General features: G+C 71.3%; 23 protein-coding genes. 16 read left to right on the top strand and 7 right to left on the bottom strand.

All coding sequences use genetic code 11. The features are described from left to right. The first annotated feature begins 26 nt into the window (after positions 1-26). On the top strand, positions 27-1,499 hold the full coding sequence (locus ACQEU6_RS20820; RefSeq protein ID WP_499334153.1) for a PucR family transcriptional regulator: 1,473 nt from the start codon (positions 27-29) through the stop codon (positions 1,497-1,499). A 360-nt stretch (positions 1,500-1,859) separates the two neighbouring features. Here the strand turns inward: ACQEU6_RS20820 and ACQEU6_RS20815 are convergent, their stop codons facing one another. Together ACQEU6_RS20815 and ACQEU6_RS20810 are read right to left on the bottom strand one after the other, a co-directional pair. Beyond that, the gene (locus tag ACQEU6_RS20815; RefSeq protein WP_499334152.1) at positions 1,860-2,363 is read right to left on the bottom strand and encodes a hypothetical protein; all 504 of its coding nucleotides are present in this window, start codon (positions 2,361-2,363) and stop codon (positions 1,860-1,862) included. A 200-nt stretch (positions 2,364-2,563) separates the two neighbouring features. Beyond that, on the bottom strand, positions 2,564-3,025 hold the full coding sequence (locus ACQEU6_RS20810) for a hypothetical protein (RefSeq protein WP_499334150.1): 462 nt from the start codon (positions 3,023-3,025) through the stop codon (positions 2,564-2,566). Positions 3,026-3,140: 115 nt separating this feature from the next. Here ACQEU6_RS20810 and ACQEU6_RS20805 point away from each other — a divergent pair, with 115 nt between their 5' ends. From ACQEU6_RS20805 to ACQEU6_RS20790, 4 genes are all read left to right on the top strand, one after another. Then, entirely contained in the window at positions 3,141-3,374 is a 234-nt protein-coding gene (locus ACQEU6_RS20805) for a hypothetical protein (RefSeq protein WP_499334149.1), read from the top strand. A 37-nt stretch (positions 3,375-3,411) separates the two neighbouring features. Then, the gene (locus ACQEU6_RS20800) at positions 3,412-3,684 is read left to right on the top strand and encodes a putative dsRNA-binding protein (RefSeq protein WP_499334147.1); all 273 of its coding nucleotides are present in this window, start codon (positions 3,412-3,414) and stop codon (positions 3,682-3,684) included. Between the two features lie 97 nt (positions 3,685-3,781). Continuing rightward, positions 3,782-4,351: a hypothetical protein gene (locus ACQEU6_RS20795; RefSeq protein WP_499334145.1), complete on the top strand. Its 570-nt coding sequence runs from the start codon at positions 3,782-3,784 to the stop codon at positions 4,349-4,351. Positions 4,352-4,452: 101 nt separating this feature from the next. Next, positions 4,453-5,073: a prepilin peptidase gene (locus tag ACQEU6_RS20790; protein ID WP_499334143.1), complete on the top strand. Its 621-nt coding sequence runs from the start codon at positions 4,453-4,455 to the stop codon at positions 5,071-5,073. Between the two features lie 3 nt (positions 5,074-5,076). Here the strand turns inward: ACQEU6_RS20790 and ACQEU6_RS20785 are convergent, their stop codons facing one another. Then, on the bottom strand, positions 5,077-6,750 hold the full coding sequence (locus ACQEU6_RS20785; RefSeq protein WP_499334141.1) for an LCP family protein: 1,674 nt from the start codon (positions 6,748-6,750) through the stop codon (positions 5,077-5,079). A 182-nt stretch (positions 6,751-6,932) separates the two neighbouring features. On the opposite strand from ACQEU6_RS20785, the gene ACQEU6_RS20780 reads away from it, so the two are divergent. Together ACQEU6_RS20780 and ACQEU6_RS20775 are read left to right on the top strand one after the other, a co-directional pair. Then, positions 6,933-7,781: a serine/threonine-protein kinase gene (locus ACQEU6_RS20780; RefSeq protein ID WP_499334139.1), complete on the top strand. Its 849-nt coding sequence runs from the start codon at positions 6,933-6,935 to the stop codon at positions 7,779-7,781. Between the two features lie 345 nt (positions 7,782-8,126). Further along, the gene (locus ACQEU6_RS20775; protein ID WP_499334138.1) at positions 8,127-8,519 is read left to right on the top strand and encodes a DUF6191 domain-containing protein; all 393 of its coding nucleotides are present in this window, start codon (positions 8,127-8,129) and stop codon (positions 8,517-8,519) included. A gap of 77 nt (positions 8,520-8,596) precedes the next feature. Here the strand turns inward: ACQEU6_RS20775 and ACQEU6_RS20770 are convergent, their stop codons facing one another. The 3 genes from ACQEU6_RS20770 to ACQEU6_RS20760 form a co-directional block, all read right to left on the bottom strand. Next, complete coding sequence (locus ACQEU6_RS20770) at positions 8,597-9,235, bottom strand: OmpA family protein (RefSeq protein WP_499334136.1); 639 nt, start codon at positions 9,233-9,235, stop codon at positions 8,597-8,599. A 186-nt stretch (positions 9,236-9,421) separates the two neighbouring features. Next, a complete protein-coding gene (locus ACQEU6_RS20765) occupies positions 9,422-9,988 on the bottom strand; it encodes an OmpA family protein (protein ID WP_499334135.1) in 567 nt (188 codons plus the stop codon). Then, positions 9,985-10,569: a hypothetical protein gene (locus tag ACQEU6_RS20760; RefSeq protein WP_499334133.1), complete on the bottom strand. Its 585-nt coding sequence runs from the start codon at positions 10,567-10,569 to the stop codon at positions 9,985-9,987. The genes ACQEU6_RS20765 and ACQEU6_RS20760 overlap by 4 nt, the downstream gene beginning before the upstream one ends. A gap of 131 nt (positions 10,570-10,700) precedes the next feature. Here ACQEU6_RS20760 and ACQEU6_RS20755 point away from each other — a divergent pair, with 131 nt between their 5' ends. The 6 genes from ACQEU6_RS20755 to ACQEU6_RS20730 all read left to right on the top strand — a co-directional run bounded on the left by ACQEU6_RS20755 (position 10,701) and on the right by ACQEU6_RS20730 (position 17,300). Then, positions 10,701-11,333: a hypothetical protein gene (locus ACQEU6_RS20755; RefSeq protein WP_499334132.1), complete on the top strand. Its 633-nt coding sequence runs from the start codon at positions 10,701-10,703 to the stop codon at positions 11,331-11,333. A gap of 276 nt (positions 11,334-11,609) precedes the next feature. Continuing rightward, positions 11,610-12,440 (top strand): succinate dehydrogenase subunit SdhC, encoded by an 831-nt coding sequence (gene sdhC, locus ACQEU6_RS20750; RefSeq protein ID WP_499334131.1) that lies wholly within the window; start codon positions 11,610-11,612, stop codon positions 12,438-12,440. A gap of 12 nt (positions 12,441-12,452) precedes the next feature. Next, entirely contained in the window at positions 12,453-14,456 is a 2,004-nt protein-coding gene (locus ACQEU6_RS20745; RefSeq protein ID WP_499334129.1) for a fumarate reductase/succinate dehydrogenase flavoprotein subunit, read from the top strand. Then, positions 14,453-15,223 carry a succinate dehydrogenase/fumarate reductase iron-sulfur subunit gene (locus tag ACQEU6_RS20740; RefSeq protein ID WP_499334128.1) on the top strand — a complete coding sequence of 257 codons (771 nt, stop codon included), beginning with the start codon at positions 14,453-14,455 and terminating at the stop codon, positions 15,221-15,223. Before ACQEU6_RS20745 ends, ACQEU6_RS20740 begins: the two co-directional genes overlap by 4 nt. 335 nt (positions 15,224-15,558) lie before the next feature. Continuing rightward, a complete protein-coding gene (locus tag ACQEU6_RS20735; protein WP_499334126.1) occupies positions 15,559-16,254 on the top strand; it encodes a Crp/Fnr family transcriptional regulator in 696 nt (231 codons plus the stop codon). A 44-nt stretch (positions 16,255-16,298) separates the two neighbouring features. Then, positions 16,299-17,300 carry a LysR family transcriptional regulator gene (locus ACQEU6_RS20730; RefSeq protein ID WP_499334125.1) on the top strand — a complete coding sequence of 334 codons (1,002 nt, stop codon included), beginning with the start codon at positions 16,299-16,301 and terminating at the stop codon, positions 17,298-17,300. Positions 17,301-17,458: 158 nt separating this feature from the next. Here the strand turns inward: ACQEU6_RS20730 and ACQEU6_RS20725 are convergent, their stop codons facing one another. After that, positions 17,459-17,989 (bottom strand): hypothetical protein, encoded by a 531-nt coding sequence (locus ACQEU6_RS20725; protein ID WP_499334124.1) that lies wholly within the window; start codon positions 17,987-17,989, stop codon positions 17,459-17,461. On the opposite strand from ACQEU6_RS20725, the gene ACQEU6_RS20720 reads away from it, so the two are divergent. The 3 genes from ACQEU6_RS20720 to ACQEU6_RS20710 all read left to right on the top strand — a co-directional run bounded on the left by ACQEU6_RS20720 (position 17,988) and on the right by ACQEU6_RS20710 (position 20,999). Next, positions 17,988-18,140 carry a hypothetical protein gene (locus tag ACQEU6_RS20720; RefSeq protein ID WP_499334123.1) on the top strand — a complete coding sequence of 51 codons (153 nt, stop codon included), beginning with the start codon at positions 17,988-17,990 and terminating at the stop codon, positions 18,138-18,140. The two genes, ACQEU6_RS20725 and ACQEU6_RS20720, sit on opposite strands and share 2 nt — an antisense overlap. A gap of 155 nt (positions 18,141-18,295) precedes the next feature. Beyond that, positions 18,296-20,206, top strand: coding sequence for an amino acid adenylation domain-containing protein (locus ACQEU6_RS20715; protein ID WP_499334122.1), 1,911 nt, complete (start codon positions 18,296-18,298; stop codon positions 20,204-20,206). Beyond that, entirely contained in the window at positions 20,199-20,999 is an 801-nt protein-coding gene (locus ACQEU6_RS20710) for a condensation domain-containing protein (protein WP_499334121.1), read from the top strand. The genes ACQEU6_RS20715 and ACQEU6_RS20710 overlap by 8 nt, the downstream gene beginning before the upstream one ends. Positions 21,000-21,041 lie beyond the last annotated feature (42 nt).

Here is a 21,041-nt window from a genome sequence, read left to right as displayed (position 1 = left end):
GTTTGTGCTGATGGCACAATGCGGGTGTGTCCTTCGTCGCGGACCTGGTCGGGACCGGTTCCCGGATCCCCCTCACCCTGCTCGCCGGCCCGGCCGACGCCGTGCCGCTCACCTCCGTCACCGCCGTCGAGGCGCTGGCGCGGCTGCAACGCGCCCCCGAGGGCGCGCTGGTCGTCGTGACGGGACGGTCGGCCGCGCGGGCCGCCGGATACGAGCTCGACATCGCCATGAGGACCGCCGCCGAACGCGGCGTGCCCGCGCTGGTCCTCATCGGCTGCGGGCCGCTGCCGATCACCGCGGCCCGGCTGGCCGACCGGGCGCGCCTGGCCGTCCTCACGGCCGAGGAGGACTGCGACGTCGCCGAGGTCGTGCTCTACCTCGGCCAGGTCATCCGGGGCGACGCCGCCGACTCGCTCGCCCGCGCGCAGGCGGCGCTGCGGATCGTCCGCGAGGTCGGCGAGGCCCCCGGCCCGGGAGACGCCGACTTCCGCGTGGTCGCGCTGCTGGAACGGGTCGGGGCCGTGCTCGGCCGCACCCTGACGACGACCGACGAGCCGGCCGGCGCCGAGCCGATCTGGGTGGCGGGCCGCCGGCAGGGCGGCGTGACGGGTCCGCCCGACGACGCCGTGCGGCTGGTGCTGCCCGCCGTGGCCGCCGCGATCGGCCGGATGCGGCAGTTCGCGCTGGAGCGGGCGACGGCGCCCGGCCAGACCCGGTCCGACATCGTCACCGAGCTGATCGTCAGCGAGCGCGCCCAGGCGGGGGCGCTCGCCGACCGGGCCCGGCTGCTCGGCCTGGCCGTCGACGACCTGCACACCGCGATCTGGATGACCCCGGACCGCCCGCCCGGTCCCGACCCCGCCGAACTCGCGGAACGGCGGCGGCTGTTCGACACCCTCACCCTGCGCACCCACCAGGCCCCGCTGCCGTCCGGCGAGTCGTGGAACCTGGCCCGCCTCGCCGCCGACATCGTGCTGGTCGGCACCGCCCGCGCCGAGATCCGCCCGCCGCGCGCCCTGCGGATGATCGAGGCCGTGCGCGCGGCCGTCGCCGAGGAGCATCCCGGCACGGTGCTGCGCTTCGGGATCGGCACGCCGCAGCGCGGGATCGAGGGGCTGCGCCAGTCGGCCACGGAGGCCCGCGCCGCGGCGGCGATCGCCGTCCGCTCCCGCCAACTCGTCCACACCTTCGACGCCGCGGGCATCAACCGGGTGCTCGCCCAGATCGCCGCCTCGCCGCTCAGCCGCCGGGTGGTCGACGACCTGCTGCGGCCGCTCGACGCGCTCGGCCCGGAGCGCTCGGCCGAGGCCATCGCGACGCTGGGCGCCTACCTCGACGCGCGCGGCTCGCTGAAGGCCGCCGCGTCCCGGCTGGCGCTGCACCCCAACGCGGTCAACTACCGGATCAGGAAGATCGTCGAGAGGCTCGGCGCCGACCTGACCGACCCCGACACCGCGTTCGCCCTCCACCTGGCCTGCCGCGTCCGCCTCCGCGACTGACCCGCCCGCCGTGCGCAGAAAAAGAGCGGCCTATTAATCAGATCACCGCGGCCTCAGGCCACGCTGGTCACTTGGATTCGACGTCGATCACGCCATCGTCGGTGATGATGATGGCGCCCTCGTCGTTCTTTCCGATTTCCTTGGACATGGTAATAACCCCGTTTCATTTGCAATCAATGTGAACAAAATGACGGGTCGTGAGGACCCGCGCAGTGGACTGTACAGAGCCCTGCCGAATCGGCAACCCGCTCCTTCGAATCGGCGCGAGATGTGCGGTTCACCCCAAAAAGAACCGGCCCCCACCCTGAGGGGTGGAGGCCGGCCACTGCATCACCCGGATCGGTGGATGCCGGGTGTCGTTCAGGCGGTGGGCAGGGACTCCTGGAAGTCCACAACGGCCCAGAAGGTCTTGCCGCGGCCGCCGTGGCCGATGGCGCCGCACCGGAAGGTGCGCGTGATCAGCCGTGCGACCCAGTTCCGCAGCGACCCCGCCGCGTCGGGCATCTCGGGCAGTTCGGGGTCACGGCTGAACACCGTGATGAGGGGGTAGGGGTAGTGCCCCTCGTTCTCGAACCAGCCCAGGGTCACGGTGTAGGCCGGCCCGGAGGAGTCGATTACCCACGGCATCGGCCGCCAGTCCCCCTTGGCGATGCCGATCAGCTCCATCGCGACGTCCCGCACGCGGTCCTGCGCCGTGCTCGAGAGGTCGGCGTAGATGCCCGACATCGCACCCTCGACCGTCTTGGCCGTGGGGGCCGCGTACGTGTTCCGCTCGTCCCCGTGGAAGGGGGGCGCGGCGACGCCGACCTCGAACTCGAGGTACGGCTGCGGACGGCGTCCGATGACTCCGGTCAGGTCGTTCATGGAAAAACTCCTTCTCTTCGTTGCGTTGCGGGGACCGGGAAGGCCCTCGCGGGGTCTACCGTCCGGACGCCGTCACGGGGGGCAACTCCTGTGGCGTGTGGTGCACACGAAAAACCGGCCCCCACCTGTGAGGGTGGAGGCCGGTCGGTGCGCCGTGCCCGGACGCCGGAGTCGCCTTGGCAGGCGGCTCGGGCGTGCGGTCAGGAGACGGGGTGGTCGAGCTCGTACTCGACCATCACGCAATTCCAGTCCTTGGCGAAGACGGCCCCGTACCGAGAGAGATCATCGCGGATCGGTGCCGACGCTCGGCCGTTGGCGGCGGGGGCGTCATCGAGGCAGCGTGCCAAGTCCGGCGGTGCCGGGTTGGGGGCGTAGACCTCGATGCGGAGGTGGTAGGACCTCCCGCGCCGGATGCAGGCCAGCCTCAGGACGACGTCCTCGGGGAACGTCTCCATGCGCTGGATCTCCTCGGCGGTCAGGCCCAGACAGTGCCGGTAGACGTTGGTGACGAGTGCGGTCACGCCGCGCTCCACCTTCTTCGCCTTGTCCGGCTGGCCGGAAAGGAGACCCTTCACCAGCCTGCTGGATGCGGCGGGCCCGGGGCCCAGCCTGTAGTGCCAGGAGCCCACGAGTGTGAAGCCCTGGTCGGAGTCCTCAACCATGAGGTCCCCTCCTTCTGGATTTGATTTGGACGGGTTGTCGCGAGACCTCGGAGGTCTCGCGGGTTTGACCGTCCGCCCGCCGCCGAGCCGAGCAAGGAACGCGCCGGGGCGGCGCATGCGGCCGCGGCCGGGACGACCTGGAAGGTGGCCACCGCCACGCAGGCGGTGCATTGAGGTCGCGCACGACGACCCGCTGTTCGAGCAGGCGCTCACGCACCGTTCCTTCGCCAACGAGAAGGGCGGTCTGCCCGCTGGCCAGGGCTTGGCCTTCGTGGGCGAGGCGGCTCTGCGGATGAGCATCACCGACATCGTGTTCCACCGCCGTCCCCAGGACGCGGAGGCCCCCTGAGCAAGCTGCGGGGCGGCGCGGCATCGACGCGGTCGACGTGCTGGTGAACCGGCTGTTCGACGACCTCATCGAACGGCTGGCACTGCTGGGCGAGGGCCTGGACTGGAAGACCGCTCTGCAGGCCTATGCCTTCCGCGAAGGGCTGGGAGAGCCTCGGTACCGCACCGGGCGGAGCGGACCGGATCACAGGGCGGAGTTCACGGCCTGGGTTCTGGTCGGCGGCGTCGAGTACGGACCGGGCCGGGGCACGAAGTCCAAGGAGGCCGAGAAGCAGGCCGCGGAGGCGGCCTGGCACGCGATCAGCGGCTGAACGGACGACCTGCCGTTCCCCGGGGCGACGAACCCCGGGAGGCGGCTCCATCTGAGAGCCTCCACGTGAGGTCCTGACCAGAGGCGGCCCCGTTGCCTTGGCCGTCTCGTTCTCGTCCGGCCGCTTCCGCGTCGACCGGAACCGGTTGCGCTTCGCTCCGGTCTCCGGACGGGTCCTCCCTGTGTTCTACCGTCGGAGTGCCGGGTTGGGCTGCATCGGCCTGATCGCCCGCATCGTGCTTCTCGTGATGATGGGCATCGTGCTGATCATCTGTGTGGCCAACCGTTCCTGGCTGCAGGCAAAGGCCGTCAACGCGATCTATGAGGACCGGCCCCAGATCCACGCCGGGAAGTATTTCAAGGCCGGCGCCACCGCGGTGGAGGACGGCGTCGAGCAGACCGCCGTGATGATCGACGACAAGCCGCACGTCCGCGTGAAGTCGCCGCCCGAAGAGTGGCACGACAACCACAAGGACGCGAAGTGCAAGAACAAGGTGTGCACCGCCCCCGCGACCGCGAAGTCGTTCACCGGCGGCGGCGCGATCGATATCGGCAGCGTGCTCGCCGGGCTGCTGCTGCTCTATTTCGTCTGGCTTCTGGTGAATGGCGATGACGATTACGACGACCGATATCATCCTCGCTATGACCGCCGCTATCACCGCCGCTGAGCGACGCTGACCCCCACCGGGCTCTGCGGGGCGCGGATGAAGGCCCGTCCGGGCGGTTAGAGTGCCGGGGGCGGTGCGGATGCCGGATCGGGGCGAGGTCGATGGTCGCGTTCGTGTTGGTGCCGGTCGGGTTCGTCGTCGGCGTCCTCGCGGCGCCGCTGGCGGCGCCGTACGTGGGCGGGGTTCCGCGCCGGAGCCGGGTCCTGGTCGGTCTGCTCACCGCGGCCCTGTTCGGCCTGCTCGGGTGGCGGGCCGGGTTCGAGCCCGTCCTGCCCGCGCTGCTGTACCTCGCGGCCGTGGCCGCGCTCCTGGGCTTCATCGACGTCGGCGTCAAGCGGCTGCCCGACCGGTTCACACTCCCCTCCTACGGCGTCGCGGCGGCGCTTCTGGGCGCGGCCGCGCCGTTCACCGAGGACGGCCCGCAACGGCTGGGGCACGCGCTGATCGGCATGGCGGCGCTGTTCGCGGTGTACTTCGCTCAGGCGCTGCTCGTCCCGTCCGGGATCGGCCTGGGGGACGTCAAGCTGTCCGGCGTGCTCGGCCTCTACCTCGGCTGGTTCGGGCGGGACGCGTGGACGATCGGCCTCCTGTCGACCTACCTGCTCGGCGGCCTCGCCGCCGTCGTCATCATGATCGCCCGCCGGTCGCGCAAGGGCGAGTTCCCGTTCGGCCCCTGCATGCTCGCCGGCGCGCTCGCCGCGATCCTCTCCGCCGCCGCCTGAGGGTCAGCCGCAGAGCTCGCGACCCGCCTTGACGCCTCCGCCGATCTTGTTGATGGCGGGCGGCGCGAGGCGCGCCCCCTTCGCTCCGAGCACGAGCCGGACGCCGTCCCGCGGACCGGCCGGGTCCGAGGTGAGCAGCGCGTCCGGGACGTCCCGCGCGAGCGCCGACGCCTGCGCCTCCGCGGCCGGCGCGTAGACGAGGCGGCTCTCCGGCGCGTCGGCGGCCTTCTCGACCTTCTTCGCCACCGCGAACCCCCGCTGCCGGAGCTGGTTCACGATCCGTTTCACCTGCGCGTCGCGGGCCCCCGCGTCGACCACGGTGACGTGCACCTTGCCGGGCGCCGGCACCGCCGGTCGCGCCGGGACGGGCTCGGCCGGCGCCGCGGGCAGCTCGTCGTCGTGCCGGACGGCGTCGAACAGCGGTCGCGCGAGCTCCTGGTTCCACTGGACGCGGTTGGGGTCCGGCGCGTACCCCTGCACGGGGACGGTGACGAAGCGCACCTGGCCCGCGCTCATCCCCTTCAGCCCGTCCGCCAGCTTCCGCATCCCCGCCAGGTCCAGGTCGTCGTCGGTCGTCATCGACTTGGTCGCGGCCTTGAGGAACTTGTACGTCTTCGCCGGATCCGTGAGGACGGACCCGCTGGTGGCCTTGTCGACGACCGCCGCCATGAACTTCTGCTGCCGCTCGATGCGCTCCAGGTCGGAGCCGTCACCGAGCGAGTAGCGCGCGCGCACGTAGCCGAGAGCGTCGTCGCCCTTCACGGTCTGCTTCCCGGCCTTCAGGTGGAGCTCGGCCCTCGGGTCGTTCACGGGCTTGTCGACGCAGATCTCGACGCCGCCCAGGGCGTCCACCATCCGCTTGAACCCGGCGAAGTCCACCTGGACGAAATGGTCGATGTGGATGCCGGTGAGCGACTCCAGCGTCTTCCACGTGCACGTCGGCCCCGCATAGGCGAACGCCGCGTTCAGCATCCCGAACTGCGCCGGGACGGTGCCGCCCTTCTCCTTCTTGCACGCGGGCATCTTCACCATCGAGTCGCGCGGGAAGCTGATCCCGACCGCCTGGTCCCGGTTCGGCGAGAGATGGAGCAGGATCGTGGTGTCCGACCGCGCCCCGGCCATCCCCGGCACCGCGTACTCCGAGTTCTCGCCCTCCCGCGTGTCGGAACCGACCAGGAGGATGTTGAGCGACTTGTTCAGCTTCTTCGGCCGGTTCGCGCCCAGCTTGTCGCTGACGTGCTTCTGCTCGATCCCGCCGACGAGGTCGTGGTAGAGCCACGCCGCACCGCCCCCCGCGGCCAGCAGCAGCGCGACCGCCCCGACCGCGACCCACCGCAGCCCCTTGCGGCGCCTGCCGCCCCGCCGGGCGGCAGCGGTCTCGGAGGGCGCGGCGCCGTCCCCCGGCTCGTCCGGCGCTTCGGCGTCGTCGCCCTGCGGGGCGTCGACCTCCTCCTCGCGCCTCTCGGCCGCGCCTCCCTCGTCCACCGCGCCGCCGGACGCCGAGGCCGTTTCGCCCTCCCCGGAGCCGGGCTCGCCGGTGCCGGGCGTCTTTCCGGCGTCCGCGGAATCGTCGCCCGTTCCGGGGGAACCCGATGCGGTGTCGCCGGCCTCCTCCGGTGGTCGGTGGTCGGCCTCGTCCCCCGCGAGGTCGTCGCGGCGCGGGTCTTCGTCGTTCATCGGTCCCGTCTCGGGGCGGGCCCTGGGGAGGGCACGTGGTCTGCGTGATCGATCAGTCTAGGGAGGCGGCCGCCCGGGGGAGCCCGTACCTCCTTCTGTTAGATGCGCAGATCGCCCGTTCTGTTGACAGCGTGCGGAAATCAGGCGTCCCGCGGCCGGGCGTCTTCCGTACGATCGGTGCCGTGGACGCGGGGTGGGTGATCGGCGGGCGGTTCAGCATGCTCGACCGGATCGGGGCGGGGGGAACGGGCCGTGTGTGGCGCGCCTACGACCACGCGGAGGGACGGTACTGCGCGGCCAAGCTCGTGCGGCAGCAGGGCCCCACGTCGATGCTGCGGGTCGTCCGTGAACGGGCGATGCGCATGGCGCACCCCCACGTGCTGACGCCCTACGCCTCGTGCATGGCGTACGACGATGTGCTCCTGGCCATGGACCTCGTGCGCGGGGGCTCCCTGGAGACGCTCCTCGGCGACTACGGCAGGCTGCCGCCCGAGTACGCGGCCGAGATCCTGGACCAGTTGCTGGCCGCGCTCAGCCACATCCACGCCGCCGGGGTCGTCCACCGCGACGTCAAGCCCGCCAACCTGCTGCTGGAGCCGAGTCCGGTCGGGGCGCCGCACGGGCGGCTGGCCGACTTCGGCATCGCGCTGGGGGAGGACGACCAGCGCTTCACCACCACCGGCTTCGTCGTGGGGACGCCGGGATACCTCGCGCCCGAGGTGCTCGACTGGGACCGGCCCGGCCCCCGCCAGGACCTGTACGCCGCCGGCATGGTCGCCTGGCGGATGCTGACCGGCGCCGGGGACCCCGAGCCGCGCCAGCGGCTCGGGGTCCCGCCCCCGGGTGTGCCGCCCCTGCTGTGGGCGGTGGTCGCCCACCTGTGCGCCGCCGACCCGGCGCAGCGTCCCGCCCACGCCGAAGCGGCACGCCGGGCGCTGGCCGCGTGCCGCCTGGAACTGCGCTTCCCCGTCCGCACGCTGGACGGCGAGCCCCTCCAGATCTTCGACCACCTGGGCCCGCCACCTCGCTGACCACACGCCGCACCAGGTCCGAATGAAGCCTTGGCGGCGGCACAGGTCTCGTCCGACTTATCCGACGAGCGGCGGGCGTGGATCGAGCCGGTGCAGATCGGCAGGTCGGCCTGCCCCGGGTGAATGGCCAGGGCGGGTCGCTAGTGGTATGAGTGCGAATGGTCGGCACTGCTTTCGGGGATGGGCGCCAGTCCCCCATTGCGTGGAGCATGATCGTGTTCGGGCGAGGGGCGATAACCAACCTGACATCATGAGCAGTGTTCATGGAAGACGACAGATTGGACCTTCGGCCACATGGCAGTCTCGTACCTGGTACTCGCCCCTCCGACGCAGGGTCCCGACGTCGTGGACGACATCGATGATCTGTTGGCCGATCTGGAGGAGCAGGAGGGGATCGACCTCATCTACGACGCGCTGGTGCCGCGCACCGAGCATCTGATCGAGTATCGGTACCGGGATTCAGAAGAGACCGTGTGCTTGTCTCTGGCGAGTGACGACAAGACGCCCGTGGACTACCTCATGCTCACCGCTGGTAGTGGGCATGCATCGTCACTGAGCCTTTCCATTGTGATCGCGCTGTTCGCTTTTGCCGTCCTTGATCGTGCGGGCCTGTGGGCGCACCGCAGGTTCCGCTTACCTTGGAAGCGGGACGAGGAGAACGACGGTGGGCCGCCGCGCACCCGCGTCGACCTCGACGCCGGAACCGCCATCGTGCGGCGTCCACCCGGCTCTGCCTGAACAATCCGGTCACTGAGAACGAGCCGCACTCAACCGGTTTCCTGCCGGAAGAGGGGCGGTGCTCGTGGGCTGTGGGCTCAGCGTGTGGCGGAGATGACGACGCGGCGGTTCTTGGCGTGGCCGCCGGGGTCGTCGGAGCCGTCCGGTCGGGTGTTGGGGGCGGCCGGTTTGGTCTCGCCGTAGCCGGTGGCCTTGAGGCGGGAGCGGTCGATGCCGCCCTTGGCGGCCAGCCAGCCGACGATGGCCTGGGCGCGGCGCTCGGAGAGGGTCTGGTTGGACGCCGGGTCGCCCTTGGCGTCGGTGCGGCCGTCGACCTGGATGGCGGCGCCCGCCGGGACCTCCTTGCCGATCGACTCGGCGATCTTGGTCGGTTCGGCTTCCGCGGCAGGCTTGATGCCGGCCTTGCCGAAGTCGAAGAGGACGTCCGCATTGATGGTGTAGGCGATGCTGTCGTCGCCCCTGATGACCTCCCCGGGACCGGCGACGTACGCCTTGAGGGACGCTCCGGGAACGCTGACCCCGTCAACGCCTACCCCGGGTACCGACACGCCTGGGACGCTGACCGCCGGGATGCGCTCCTGCTTGTCATCGCAGACGCTGGAGCGGTAGAGCGAGCTCCGGTAAAGCGAACTGCGGTAGAGGGAGCTGCGGTGGAGCGAGGCCCGGTACACGGAGCTGACGTACTCACCTCCCTTGGACGGCTTGCTCTGGCACACCTCCCTGGTCGGTTCAGGCCCGGTGGGAGTCGCGACCGGTGGCGAGGTGGGCGGCGAAGGCCCGCCGCCCGGCCGGTCGTGGCCGCCTTCGGATCCTTTCGGCCGCCCGTCGCCGCCCCATGCGGCCAGGCACAGCCCGGCGGCCGGGAAGACGGCGAGTACTCGGGATTCTCGCTGCATTACCGATCAGCTTTTCTCGTAGGTGATTTCTACGCGGCGGTTCTTGGCGCGGCCTGCGGGGTCGTCCTTGCCGCCCTGCTCGTTGGGGACGACGGGCTTGGTCTCGCCGTAGCCCTTGGCCTCGATCCGCAGGCTCGTCCCCGTCAGGGCTTTCGCCAGTTCGGCCTTGACCGCTTCGGCGCGCTGCTCGGAGAGCGTCAGGTTGTAGGCGGGTTCGCCGATGGAGTCGGAGTGCCCTGCCACCTGGACGGCCCCCCGGGCGCCGCGCAGGCGCGGGGCCAGCGCGGCTATGCGGCTGCGGGCCGCGCCGGTGAGCGTCGCCTTGCCGAAGTCGAACAGGACGTCCGCCGAGATGCGGACGGTGATCTGCCCGCCGTTGGTCTTTTCCTCTTCCAGGGGGATGACCGCCTCCTGGAGATCGATGTCGTGGACGGAGGCGTCGGTCTCGATGGAGAGGACGCTCTGGGCCAGGTTCTGGTCCGGTGCTCCGGGGTCGGCCCCGGCGACGGCCGGGACGGCGAGCACGAGGGCCAGGGCGCCGGCGAGGAGGGCCGGGCGGCGCAGGCGGCTCATCGCCCGACGGGGACGTCGCGGAACGTGGGCCATGTGCCGATCTGCACGTCGATGGTCTTCACGTTCTCGGGCGGGGCGGCGAAGGTGAAGTAGAAGGGGGTGGCCTGGTCGTTGGTCATGTGCGTGAAGATGTCGTCGGTCGCCAGTTCCTTGCCGCTGGAGTCCTTCACCACGACGTACCTCTTGAGGTTGACCGGGTCGATCAGCGCGGTGCCGAGGCCGTGCTCGCCGTTGAGGACGTAGGCGTTGAGGCGGGTCGGCCCGCCGGCGGGGACGTGCGGGGTGAGCTGCGCGGTGAGGGTCGCCAGCTTCCCGCTCGTCTTGAGGCCCATCAGGGCGATGTCGATCTTGGCGCCCTGTGCCGCCGGGCTGTCGAACGTGCCCTTCACGATCGGCTCGGCGGCGTTGTCGAAGCTCGCCTTGCCCAGCGCCGCCCCCTCGGCCTTCCTGCCGCCGGGGGAGGAGGACGGGCCCGAGCCCGCCGGTGCCGAGTCCGTTCCGGGCGGCGAGCAGCCGGCCAGGCCGCCGGTGAGGAGCAGGGCCGTCGCGGTGGCGGCGGCGAGGCGGTGTGCCAGGCCCATCGTCATTCCTTCCGATTCGTCGCATATGCAAATACTGCTGTCCGTGGCACGATGGCCCCGGAGACCGCAGTGCTGTGTGCGGTCGGGAATCTAGCGTTTGCATCTGTGAATCGTCAAGGGGGTCCACGAGGGTGAGCGTCGCCGAGGACACGATCGCCCGGAACCGCGCGCTCCAGACGGAGTGGTACGGCGAGCCGCTCGGCGACCGCGTCCGGCCGCTGCTCGGCCGCCTCGGGATGTCGCAGTCGGGGCTCGCGGGCGTGCTCGGGCTCTCGGCGCCGATGCTCTCCCAGCTCATGTCGGGCCAGCGCGCCAAGATCAGCAACCCGGCCGTCCTGCACCGCCTGATGGCGGTCGAGGAGCTCGTCGCCGGGCCCGGCTTCGACGCGCTGAACGCCGCCGGGGTCCAGGCGCGCCTGGAGGAGATCAGGGCGGAGTCGGCGGCCGCCACGACGGGGATGCGCGGCGCGGTCTCCGGGCGCGTCCCGGTGGGGTCCGCGGGCCCCGAGGGCGCGGCGGAGCGCGGGGCGGCCGAGGCGGCGCGGCTGGTCCAGGCCCTGCTGCGCGAGGTGGCGTCCGCCGCCGAGATCGAGGCCGCCGCCGGGCTCATCGCCGGCCGCTTCCCCGATCTCGCCGAGGTGCTGCGGGTGTACGGCGCGGGCCGCACGGGCGAGGCCGAGGAGCATTTCGCCCGTACCGTGCTGAAGCAGACGCCGGACGACCGGACGGCCATGCCGAGGCGGTCTCGTCTCGATTCACTTTGATCATAACGACTGGTTATGGGTTCCCAGGGCCGCCGAAGGGTGCTGAGCGGGCTGAAGTCTGTGGTCAGGGTCACATGCGGGCGTGCCTGTTATGTATGTCACAGCTCCCGGCGGGTGGCGTAGGGTCGCTCCACTGGAAGCGCACACGAGGCGTCACCGCCCGCATGCGGCACGGTCTCCGCCCGCCGCGCGCGACACGGCCGGGGCGCGACGGCCGCACGGTGCGCGCGGACCGTGGTACGGGGACACGACGACCCGAGCTCAGGAGAGCGATCGATGACCACTGTGGAGGCGCCGGCCAAGTCGCGCGCCCAGATCAAGGAACGCACCCTCCGCAAGGACAACTGGCGCCTGTATCCGATCACGACCTTCGTGATCTTCACGGCGTGGGTGGTGTACGCGACGATCCGGGCCTTCTGGGGCGCGGCCTTCTACGTGCCGGAGTTCCACTACCTGACGCCGTTCTACTCCCCGTGCCTGAACGACATCTGCAACAACGTCACGGTGGACGGCCACACGGGCGACGCGGCGGAGTTCGGGACCTTCCTGCCGGCGGCCACCCGCGGCTGGATCCCCTTCGCGGCGATCTCGCTGCCGTTCCTGCTGCTGTTCCGGTTGACGTGCTACTACTACCGCAAGGCCTACTACCGCTCGTTCTGGGCGTCGCCGTCCGCGTGCGCGGTCCGCGAGCCGCACGGCAAGTACACCGGCGAGCGCCGCTTCCCCCTGATCGGCCAGAACCTGCACCGGTACTTCTGGCTCGCCGCCTTCGCCATCTCCCTCATCAACACCTGGGACGCGGTCCGCGCCTTCCACGGCAAGGACGGCGGGTTCGGCATCGGGCTCGGCACGGTCATCCTCGTCGCGAACGTGGTGCTGCTCTGGCTGTACACGCTGTCGTGCCACTCGTGCCGGCACATCGTGGGCGGCCGGCTGAAGAACTTCTCCAAGCACCCCTTCCGCTACCGGATGTGGGGCTGGGTGTCCAAGATCAACCAGCGCCACGGGACGTACGCCCTGATCACCCTGGGCTCGCTGGTGGCAGCGGACCTGTACGTCGCGCTGGTCGCCAGCGGCACCATCTCCGACCTGCGCATCTTCAACTGAGGCCAAGGAATCATGACTGAGATCGAGAGGCACCTCTACGACGTCGTGGTGATCGGCGCGGGCGGCGCCGGGCTGCGCGCGGCGATCGAGGCGCGCCTCCAGGGCAAGAAGACCGCGATCATCTCCAAGTCGCTGTTCGGCAAGGCCCACACCGTGATGGCCGAGGGCGGCGCCGCCGCGGCGATGGGCAACGTCAACGCCAACGACAACTGGATGGTCCACTTCCGCGACACCATGCGCGGCGGCAAGTTCATGAACAGCTGGCGGATGGCGGAGCTGCACGCCAAGGAGGCCCCGGAGCGCATCTGGGAGCTGGAGCTGTGGGGCGCGCTGTTCGACCGCACCAAGGACGGCAAGATCAGCCAGCGCAACTTCGGCGGGCACGAGTACCCGCGGCTGGCGCACGTCGGCGACCGGACGGGCCTGGAGCTGATCCGCACCGCCCAGCAGAAGATCGTCGCCCTCCAGCAGGAGGACCACGCCGAGCACGGCGACTACGAGGCCCGGCTGAAGGTCTGGGCCGAGACGACGGTCACCCGGTTGCTGAAGGACCCCGACGGGAAGATCTCCGGCGCGTTCGGCTACGTCCGGGAGACCGGCAAGTTCGTCGTGTTCGAGGCGCCCGCGGTGGTGCTCGCGACCGGCGGCATCGGCAAGGCGTTCAAGGTCACGTCCAACTCCTGGGAGTACACCGGGGACGGGCACGCGCTGGCCCTGCTCGCGGGCGGATCGCTGCTGAACATGGAGTTCGTCCAGTTCCACCCCACGGGGATGGTCTGGCCGCCGTCCGTCAAGGGCATCCTCGTGACGGAGTCGGTGCGCGGCGACCGCGGCGTCCTGCGCAACTCCGAGGGCAGGCGGTTCATGTTCGACTACATCCCCGAGGTCTTCAAGAACCAGTACGCCACCACCGAGGAGGAGGGCGACCGCTGGTACGACGACCCCGACAACAACAAGCGCCCGCCCGAGCTGCTGCCGCGCGACGAGGTGGCCCGCGCGATCAACTCCGAGGTCAAGGCGGGACGGGGGTCGCCGCACGGCGGGGTCTTCCTCACCGTCGTCGACCGGATGCCGGGCGGCGCCGCCGAGATCGTCAAGCGGCTGCCGTCGATGTACCACCAGTTCAAGGAGCTGGCGGACGTCGACATCACCAAGGAGCCGATGGAGGTCGGCCCGACCTGCCACTACGTGATGGGCGGCGTCGAGGTCGAGCCCGACACCGGCGCGGCCGCCGTGCCCGGCCTGTTCGCGGCGGGCGAGGTCTCCGGCGGCATGCACGGCTCGAACCGGCTCGGCGGCAACTCGCTGTCCGACCTGCTGGTGTTCGGCCGCCGGGCGGGGCTCGGAGCGTCGGAGTACGTGGACGCCCTTCCCGCGCGTCCGGGCGTCCCCGACGCCGAGATCGAGGCCGCGACGGCCGAGGCGATGGCCCCGTTCGAGCGGGAGGGCGGCGAGAACCCCTACACCGTCCATGCCGAGCTGCAGCAGACCATGAACGAGCTGGTCGGCATCATCCGCAAGGAGGAGGAGCTCCAGCAGGCGATCGCCTCGCTCGGCAAGCTCCGCGAGCGGGTCGCGAACGTCAGCGTCGACCCCGTCGCGGTCGGCGACGGGCGCGGCTACCACCCGGGCTGGCACCTCGCGCTGGACCTGCGCAACATGCTGCTGGTGTCCGAGGCGGTCGCGAAGGCGGCGCTGGAGCGCCAGGAGAGTCGCGGCGGCCACACCCGCGACGACCACCCGGGCATGTCGGCGGAGTGGCGGAAGATCAACCTGATCTGCTCGCTGGCCGGCGACCCGGCGTCCCCGCACGTCGAGCTGCGGCGCCAGCCGCTCACGCCGATGCGGACGGACCTGCTCGAACTGTTCGACGCGGACGAGCTGAAGAAGTACCTGACCGCCGAGGAGCTGCCGACGGCCCCCGCCGGGCAGGCGCCCGCCGGCGACGCGGAGGACGCGCCGGAGCCGGACGCCGCCGCCGCCGACGCCGCGGAGAACGAGGAGGACGGCCGATGAGCTACGAGGCGAAGTTCAAGGTCTGGCGCGGCGACGACGGCACGGGCGAGCTCACCGACTACACGGTCGAGGTGAACGAGGGCGAGGTGGTCCTCGACATCATCCACCGGCTCCAGGCCACGCAGGCGCCCGACCTCGCCGTCCGGTGGAACTGCAAGGCCGGCAAGTGCGGCTCGTGCTCCGCGGAGATCAACGGCATGCCGCGGCTGCTGTGCATGACCCGGATGTCGACCTTCGACCCGGACGAGACGATCACCGTCACCCCGGTCCGCACGTTCCCGGTCATCCGCGACCTGGTCACGGACGTGTCGTACAACTACCAGAAGGCCCGGGAGGTCCCCTCGTTCGACCCGGGCGACGCCGAGCCGGGCGAGCTGCGCATGCAGCAGGTGGACGTCGAGCGCTCGCAGGAGTTCCGCAAGTGCATCGAGTGCTTCCTGTGCCAGAACGTCTGCCACGTCATCCGTGACCACGAGGAGAACAAGCCCGAGTACGCGGGCCCGCGCTACCTGATGCGGATCGCGGAGCTGGAGATGCACCCCGCGGACCAGGCCGACCGCCGCAACATCGCGCAGGAGGACCACGGCCTCGGCTTCTGCAACATCACCAAGTGCTGCACCGAGGTCTGCCCGGAGCACATCAAGATCACCGACAACGCGCTGATCCCGATGAAGGAGCGTGTGGTCGGCCGCAGGTACGACCCGCTGGTGTGGCTCGGCAGCAAGCTCGGCATCGTGCGCAAGGGCGAGGACACCCCGTCCGCCTGACCCGGCCGCACGGCTCTTCGCGAACGTCCCCCGCCGCCCCGCGCGACGGGGGACGTTCGCGTTTTCCGCCGCTTCCCGTCACGGGACGCCGTTCTGGCAGGCGGCGTTCCGTGGCCCGGCGGGCGGCGTGCCCCCGGCCCGCCGCCCGCCGTTCCGCCGTTCCGCCGTTCCGCGTGAACGCCGTGGACGCCGGGACGACCGCCGGCCGTGCACGCCGCGTCCCACACTGACGCACCCTGGAACGTTCGAGTAGGGATAAGTGCACACAACGCGTGATTGAACCGTGATTCCCTCCCGGGAGGCGGGAACGCTCCAGGCCCTTTAGCGTTGTGGGCATGAGCGCCCTCGATGGTTCGTTCCTCGGCGATCTCACCCCGGCGGAACGCGAGGAGCTGGCGGCCCGCGGCCGCGTCCGCGAGTTCGACCGGGGGGAGACCCTCTTCATCGAGGGGGAGGCCCCCGGCTGGGTGGCGGTGCTGCTCCAGGGCCGGGTCAAGGCGTGCTCCTACCGCGAGCTCGGCGGCGAGACGCTCCTGGCGGTGCGCGGCCCGGGGGCGCTGCTCGGCGAGGTCGCCGCGATCGACGGGCTGCCCCGGTCGGCGACGGTCACGGCGCTCGAACCGGTGCGTGCGCTCGCGGTCACGGCCGACGAGTTCATGGCGTTCTTACAGGTGCACGGCCGCATCTCCATCCTCATCATGCGGATGCTGTGTCAGCGCTGGCGCGACGCCGACCGCAAGCGCGTCGAGTTCGGCATGTTCGACGCGACCGGACGGGTGGCGCAGCGCCTCGTCGAACTGGCGGAGCGGTTCGGCGTGCCCTACGACGGCCGGACGGGCGCCGCGCCGGAAGGCGAGAGCGTCCAGATCACGCTGAACCTGTCGCAGGAGGAACTGGCGGGCTGGGTGGGCGCGTCCCGCGAGGCGGTCAGCAAGGCCCTGCGCACGCTGCGCCGCCACGGCTGGATCGAGACGGGCCGCCGCCGCCTCATCGTCCACGACCTCCAGGCCCTGCGCCGCCATGCGCGCTGACCCGGTGCGGGGAGCGCGCCGCGGCGACCCGTACGCTGTGCAGGATGCAGCTCCAGCAGCTCGCCTACTTCACCGCGGTCGCCGAGGTACGCCACTTCACGCAGGCCGCCGAGCTGCTGCGCGTCGCGCAGCCATCGCTGTCCAAGCAGATCCGCGCGCTGGAGAACGAGCTGAACGTGTCGCTGTTCAGCCGCGCGCGCGGCAACATCACCCTCACTCCCGCCGGTGAGGCGCTGCTCCCTCTGGCGAAGCGCATCCTGGCCGACGTCGACACGGCACGCCTCGAAGTGCAGGAGCTGGTCGGCCTCAAGCGCGGGCGGGTACGGCTCGGCGCGACGCCGTCGCTGTGCGCGGGCCTGCTGGCGGACGTCCTGCGCCGCTTCCACGACGCCTACCCGGGGATCCAGCTCCTCGTCGAGGAGGGCGGCTCGCGCGACCTCGTCCGGGAGCTGACGCGCGGCTCGCTGGACATGGCCCTGGTCATCCTCCCCCTGCACGGCGACCCGCCCCTGGACACGACGCCGATCCTGCGCGAGTACCTGGTGGTGGCGTCCCCGGCGGGGCCCGAGCCGGGCGCCGCGGAACGCCCCCCGAGGACCGCGCCGCTCCCGCGCCGCTCGTACCTGCGCATCGAGGACCTGCAGAACCGCCCGCTGGTGATGTTCCGTCCCGGATACGACCTGCGCGAGGCGACCATCAGCGCGTGCCGGGACGCCGGGTTCGAGCCGAGGTTCGCCGTGGAGGGCGGCGAGATGGACGCCGTCCTGCGGTTCGTGGAGGTCGGGCTCGGCATCGCGGTCGTCCCCAGCATGGTGCTGGCCGGACGCCCCGGCCTGCGCGGAACCCCGCTCGTCCTGGCGGACGAGGAGGCGCGCCGCGGCCGCCACGGCCCCGGCCTGCTCCGCACCATCGCGCTCGCCCACCGCAAGGACGTCGAACTCACCCACGCCGCCCGGGCGTTCCAGGAGACCCTCCAGACGTTCCTGGTAGAGGCCGCCCTGGCCGGCAGCCTCCCCGCCGGCGTCGAAACCCTGGTGACGGCCTGACCGGACGCCTGCCGGCCCTGTCGGAGGGAGCCGCCGGTCGCACAGGAGCCGGGCGGGCCGCACAAGGAACGGCGGGGAGGAAGACTCCTCCCCGCCGCGGCTGGCGGATCGGCCCTAGGGCCTCACCTCGTTACTCGAACGCGTGATCCTGCGCCGAGTCAGCCGGTCATCTGGCCGTCAAGCCACTTGGAGAACTTCGGCGGCTCCTTCCGGTCCGGGATCCGGGCGCGCACGGCGCCCACTTCCGCGAAGATGACCAGTCCGGCCCCGAGCCAGTTGGCCAGGGTCGGTATCTGGCCGGCGATCATGCCGTCGACCATTGCGAGCCCGTTGTCGACGGGCATCACGCTGGCGTGGGTCGCGACCGTGAGGCCACGCTTCCATGCCGCGTTGATCATCAGCAGGGCCACGACGCCGACGGCGCCGGAGACCGAGCAGACCCACCAGGCTTCCGCGCTGACACGGAGCAACGCACCGGGCTCTTCTGCGGAGATGAGCATCACCGTCAGGAGGAGCACGGTGGGCAGCCTCGCCAAGGTCGCCACCGTGTTGACCTCGTCTCTCTCGAGGCCGGAGGTGGTCGTCGCGTACACGTGGTACGCGAGCGCCACCAGCGCGATGAGGCCGAAGCCCGCGATGTCACCGGATCCCAGTCCGTCGACCAGCAGGAAGACGGATCCCGTGGCCATGAGCGGCCAGACGAGCGCCTTCCACAGCCGGGCACGGACGATCCCTGATGGCGCCCTCCTCCTTGATCACGTTGAAGAAGAGCTGGAGGATGACGCCGCTCTCGCCGATCACGAGGGCCGCCACCGCCGCGTCATGCGGCCGGGCAACTGATGGAGTCCTTCCTGGCACTGGTGGCCGACTCGCTGGACCGTCCCGGCAGCGCCTGCCGGGACCTGGACCTTCTGGGGCCGGAAGGGCGACGGCTGCTGCTCCGAGCGGGCGGGGAGCCGGAGAGCGGCCCACCCCCGGCGTGCCTTGGGGCACTGGTGGCCGAGCAGGCCGCGCGGCGGCCCGAGGACGTGGCCGTGGTGTGCGGCGCGCGGCGGCTGACCTACGGGGAACTGGACCGCCGGGCCAACCGGCTCGCCCATCACCTGCGCGCGCTCGGGGCCGGGCCGGAGGTGCGGGTGGGGGTTTGCCTGCCTCGTTCGATCGACCTGGTCATCGCGCTGCTCGCCGTCGTCAAGTCGGGCGGGGCCTATGTTCCGGTGGATCCGGATCACGCCGGGGAGCGGATCTCCTACGTCCTCGACGATGCCGGCGTGCGGATCCTCCTCACCTCCGGCCGGGCGGGCGAGCGGGCACCCGCGGGATCGGATCTGCCGACGGTGCGGATGGACGAGGACGCGGCGGAGATCGACCGCCGGCCCGCCGGGGCGCCGCCGCGGAACACGGTGCCCGGCAACCTGCTCTATGTCATCTACACCTCCGGTTCGACCGGACGGCCCAAGGGGGCGATGGTCACCCATGCCGCTCTCGTCCGGCTGCTGACCGCCACCCGGCCGTGGTTCTCCTTCGGGCCGGACGACGTCTGGACGCTGTTCCACACCGCCACGTTCGACTTCGCGGCCTGGGAACTCTGGGGCGCGCTGGTGAGCGGCAGCCGGGCGGTCGTCGTGCCGGCGGCCGTCGCGCGGTCGCCGGAGAAGTTCCGCGCCCTGCTGGTGCGGGAGCGGGTGACCGTGCTCAACCAGACGCCAGGGGCCTTCCGCAACCTGCTGGCCGCCGAGGAGGCGGACGCCACCGGGGGACGGACGGCTCTGCGCGTGGTGGTGTTCGGCGGCGAAGCCCTGATGCCCGGCATGCTCACCGGCTGGTTCGCCCGCCACGGCGACCGGGCGCCGCGGCTGGTCAACATGTACGGCATCACCGAGACCACGGTGCACGCGACCTACTACCCGCTTTCGGCGGACGACGTTCCCGCGGCCGATTCCGCGGAGGCGGAGGATTCCCCGTCCTCGGAGCGGAGCCCCATCGGAGTCCCGCTCCCGGATTTGAGCGCCTACGTACTCGATGGAGAACTGCATCCCGTGCCGCCGGGTGTGGTGGGGGAGTTGTTCGTGGGTGGTGCTGGTCTGGCGCGCGGGTATTTGGGGCGGCCGGGGTTGACGGCGGAGCGTTTTGTTCCGGATTTGTTCGGGGGTGGTGGTTCGGGGGGTCGTTTGTATCGGACCGGGGATTTGGTGCGGTGGTCGGTTGGTGGTGGCCTGGAGTTTGTGGGGCGGGCTGATTTTCAGGTGAAGGTGCGGGGTTTTCGTGTGGAGTTGGGGGAGGTGGAGTCGGTTTTGGGGGGCATCGGGGGGGTGCGGGATGCGGTGGTGGTGGCTCGGTCTGATGGTGGGGGTGGGGTGGTTCGTCTGGTGGCGTATGTGGTGGCTTCGGAGGTGGGGGGTGAGGTGGGGGTCGAGGAGTTGCGGGGGTTTGTCGCGGGTCGGTTGCCGGAGTACATGGTGCCGGCGGTGTTCGTGTGGCTGGGTTCTTTGCCGTTGACGGTGAACGGGAAGGTGGATCGGGGGGCGTTGCCGGTTCCGGTGGGGGATCGTCCGCGGTTGGGGCAGCGGTTCGTGGCGCCGCGGACGTCGGCGGAGCGGGTGCTGGCGGAGTTGTGGGGTGAGGTTCTGGGTGTTTCCCGGATCGGCGTCCACGACAACTTCTTCACCCTCGGCGGAGACTCCCTCACGGCCGTCCGCGTCGTGGGGCGGATCCGCGAGGCGTTCCCGGCCGACTACACCCTGCCGGAGCTGTTCGCCGCCCCCTCCATCGACGGATGCGCGGCCGCGGTCGAGCGCCTGCTCAGCGACGCGGCCGACCTGGACGCGCTGGTGGACGAGGTGGCCGGGCTGTCCGACGAGGAGGTCGCCGCCCGGCTCGCGGAAGGCGAGAAGTCACATGAATGAAGCGACGTCCGGTACGTCCGGCCTCTCCGAGCGGCTGGCCGCGCTCAGCCCGCAGGCACGCGAACTCGTCCCGCGCCGGATGCGCGGCGCGGCGCGGGACGGCGCCGAGGCGACGAGCCCGGCGGACCCGCGGCCGGTGCCGCGCACCGGTGCCCCACTGCCCGCGTCCTTCTCCCAGGAGCGGCTGTGGTTGCTGGACCGGCTCCGGCCCGGATCGGCGGCCTATGTCGTCTCGACCGCCGGACGGCTGCGCGGCGACCTCGACGCCGACCGGTTGCGCGCCGGACTCGCCGACCTGACCGCCAGGCACGAGATCCTCCGGACCTCCCTGGCCTGGACCGGTGACCGAACGGCGCAGATCGTTCACGACTCGGTGGCCGTGCCCTGGGAGATGACCGACCTGTCGGACGTACCAGACCCGCGCGCCGCCGCCGAACGGATCCTGGCCGGCGATGTCGAGCGCGGATTCGATCTCACGACCGCGCCGCTCTGGCGGGCGCGGCTCGTGCGGATGGGCCCGCGGGACCACCTGTTCGGCGTCGCCATGCACCATGCGATCACCGACGCATGGTCGGTCGGCGTGTTCCTCTCCGAACTGGGGCGGCTCTACACCGCATCGGGAAAGGACCCGGCGCAGGAAGGGCCGGTGCTGCCGCCGCTGCCCCTGCAGTACGGCGATTTCGCGGTCTGGCAGCGCGAGCGCCTGACCGATGACCTGGTCGCCGGATTGGCGGACTTCTGGAGGGAGGAGCTCGCCGGCGCCCCGGAACCGCTGGCCCTGCCCGTCAATTGAGCTACGGTCTGCTGCGCCATCTGCATTCGGCGCACGCGTCGA

The organism is Spirillospora sp. CA-108201 (assembly GCF_050936235.1).
Lineage (GTDB): Bacteria > Actinomycetota > Actinomycetes > Streptosporangiales > Streptosporangiaceae > Spirillospora.
Note: the sequence above shows the minus strand (reverse complement) of the source record. Positions and strands in the feature narration are given on the sequence as shown.

Bases quoted from the DNA above. Each gene is read 5' to 3' on its own strand.
- ACQEU6_RS20725 (WP_499334124.1), bottom strand. From the start codon at position 17,989: ATGGCCACGGGATCCGTCTTCCTGCTGGTCGACGGACTGGGATCCGGT.
- ACQEU6_RS20730 (WP_499334125.1), top strand. From the start codon at position 16,299: ATGCAGCTCCAGCAGCTCGCCTACTTCACCGCGGTCGCCGAGGTACGC.
- ACQEU6_RS20765 (WP_499334135.1), bottom strand. From the start codon at position 9,988: ATGAGCCGCCTGCGCCGCCCGGCCCTCCTCGCCGGCGCCCTGGCCCTC.
- ACQEU6_RS20735 (WP_499334126.1), top strand. From the start codon at position 15,559: ATGAGCGCCCTCGATGGTTCGTTCCTCGGCGATCTCACCCCGGCGGAA.
- ACQEU6_RS20745 (WP_499334129.1), top strand. From the start codon at position 12,453: ATGACTGAGATCGAGAGGCACCTCTACGACGTCGTGGTGATCGGCGCG.
- ACQEU6_RS20785 (WP_499334141.1), bottom strand. From the start codon at position 6,750: ATGAACGACGAAGACCCGCGCCGCGACGACCTCGCGGGGGACGAGGCC.
- sdhC (WP_499334131.1), top strand. From the start codon at position 11,610: ATGACCACTGTGGAGGCGCCGGCCAAGTCGCGCGCCCAGATCAAGGAA.
- ACQEU6_RS20740 (WP_499334128.1), top strand. From the start codon at position 14,453: ATGAGCTACGAGGCGAAGTTCAAGGTCTGGCGCGGCGACGACGGCACG.
- ACQEU6_RS20805 (WP_499334149.1), top strand. From the start codon at position 3,141: ATGCGGCCGCGGCCGGGACGACCTGGAAGGTGGCCACCGCCACGCAGG.
- ACQEU6_RS20810 (WP_499334150.1), bottom strand. From the start codon at position 3,025: ATGGTTGAGGACTCCGACCAGGGCTTCACACTCGTGGGCTCCTGGCAC.
- ACQEU6_RS20815 (WP_499334152.1), bottom strand. From the start codon at position 2,363: ATGAACGACCTGACCGGAGTCATCGGACGCCGTCCGCAGCCGTACCTC.
- ACQEU6_RS20710 (WP_499334121.1), top strand. From the start codon at position 20,199: ATGAATGAAGCGACGTCCGGTACGTCCGGCCTCTCCGAGCGGCTGGCC.
- ACQEU6_RS20760 (WP_499334133.1), bottom strand. From the start codon at position 10,569: ATGGGCCTGGCACACCGCCTCGCCGCCGCCACCGCGACGGCCCTGCTC.
- ACQEU6_RS20790 (WP_499334143.1), top strand. From the start codon at position 4,453: ATGGTCGCGTTCGTGTTGGTGCCGGTCGGGTTCGTCGTCGGCGTCCTC.
- ACQEU6_RS20720 (WP_499334123.1), top strand. From the start codon at position 17,988: ATGAGCGGCCAGACGAGCGCCTTCCACAGCCGGGCACGGACGATCCCT.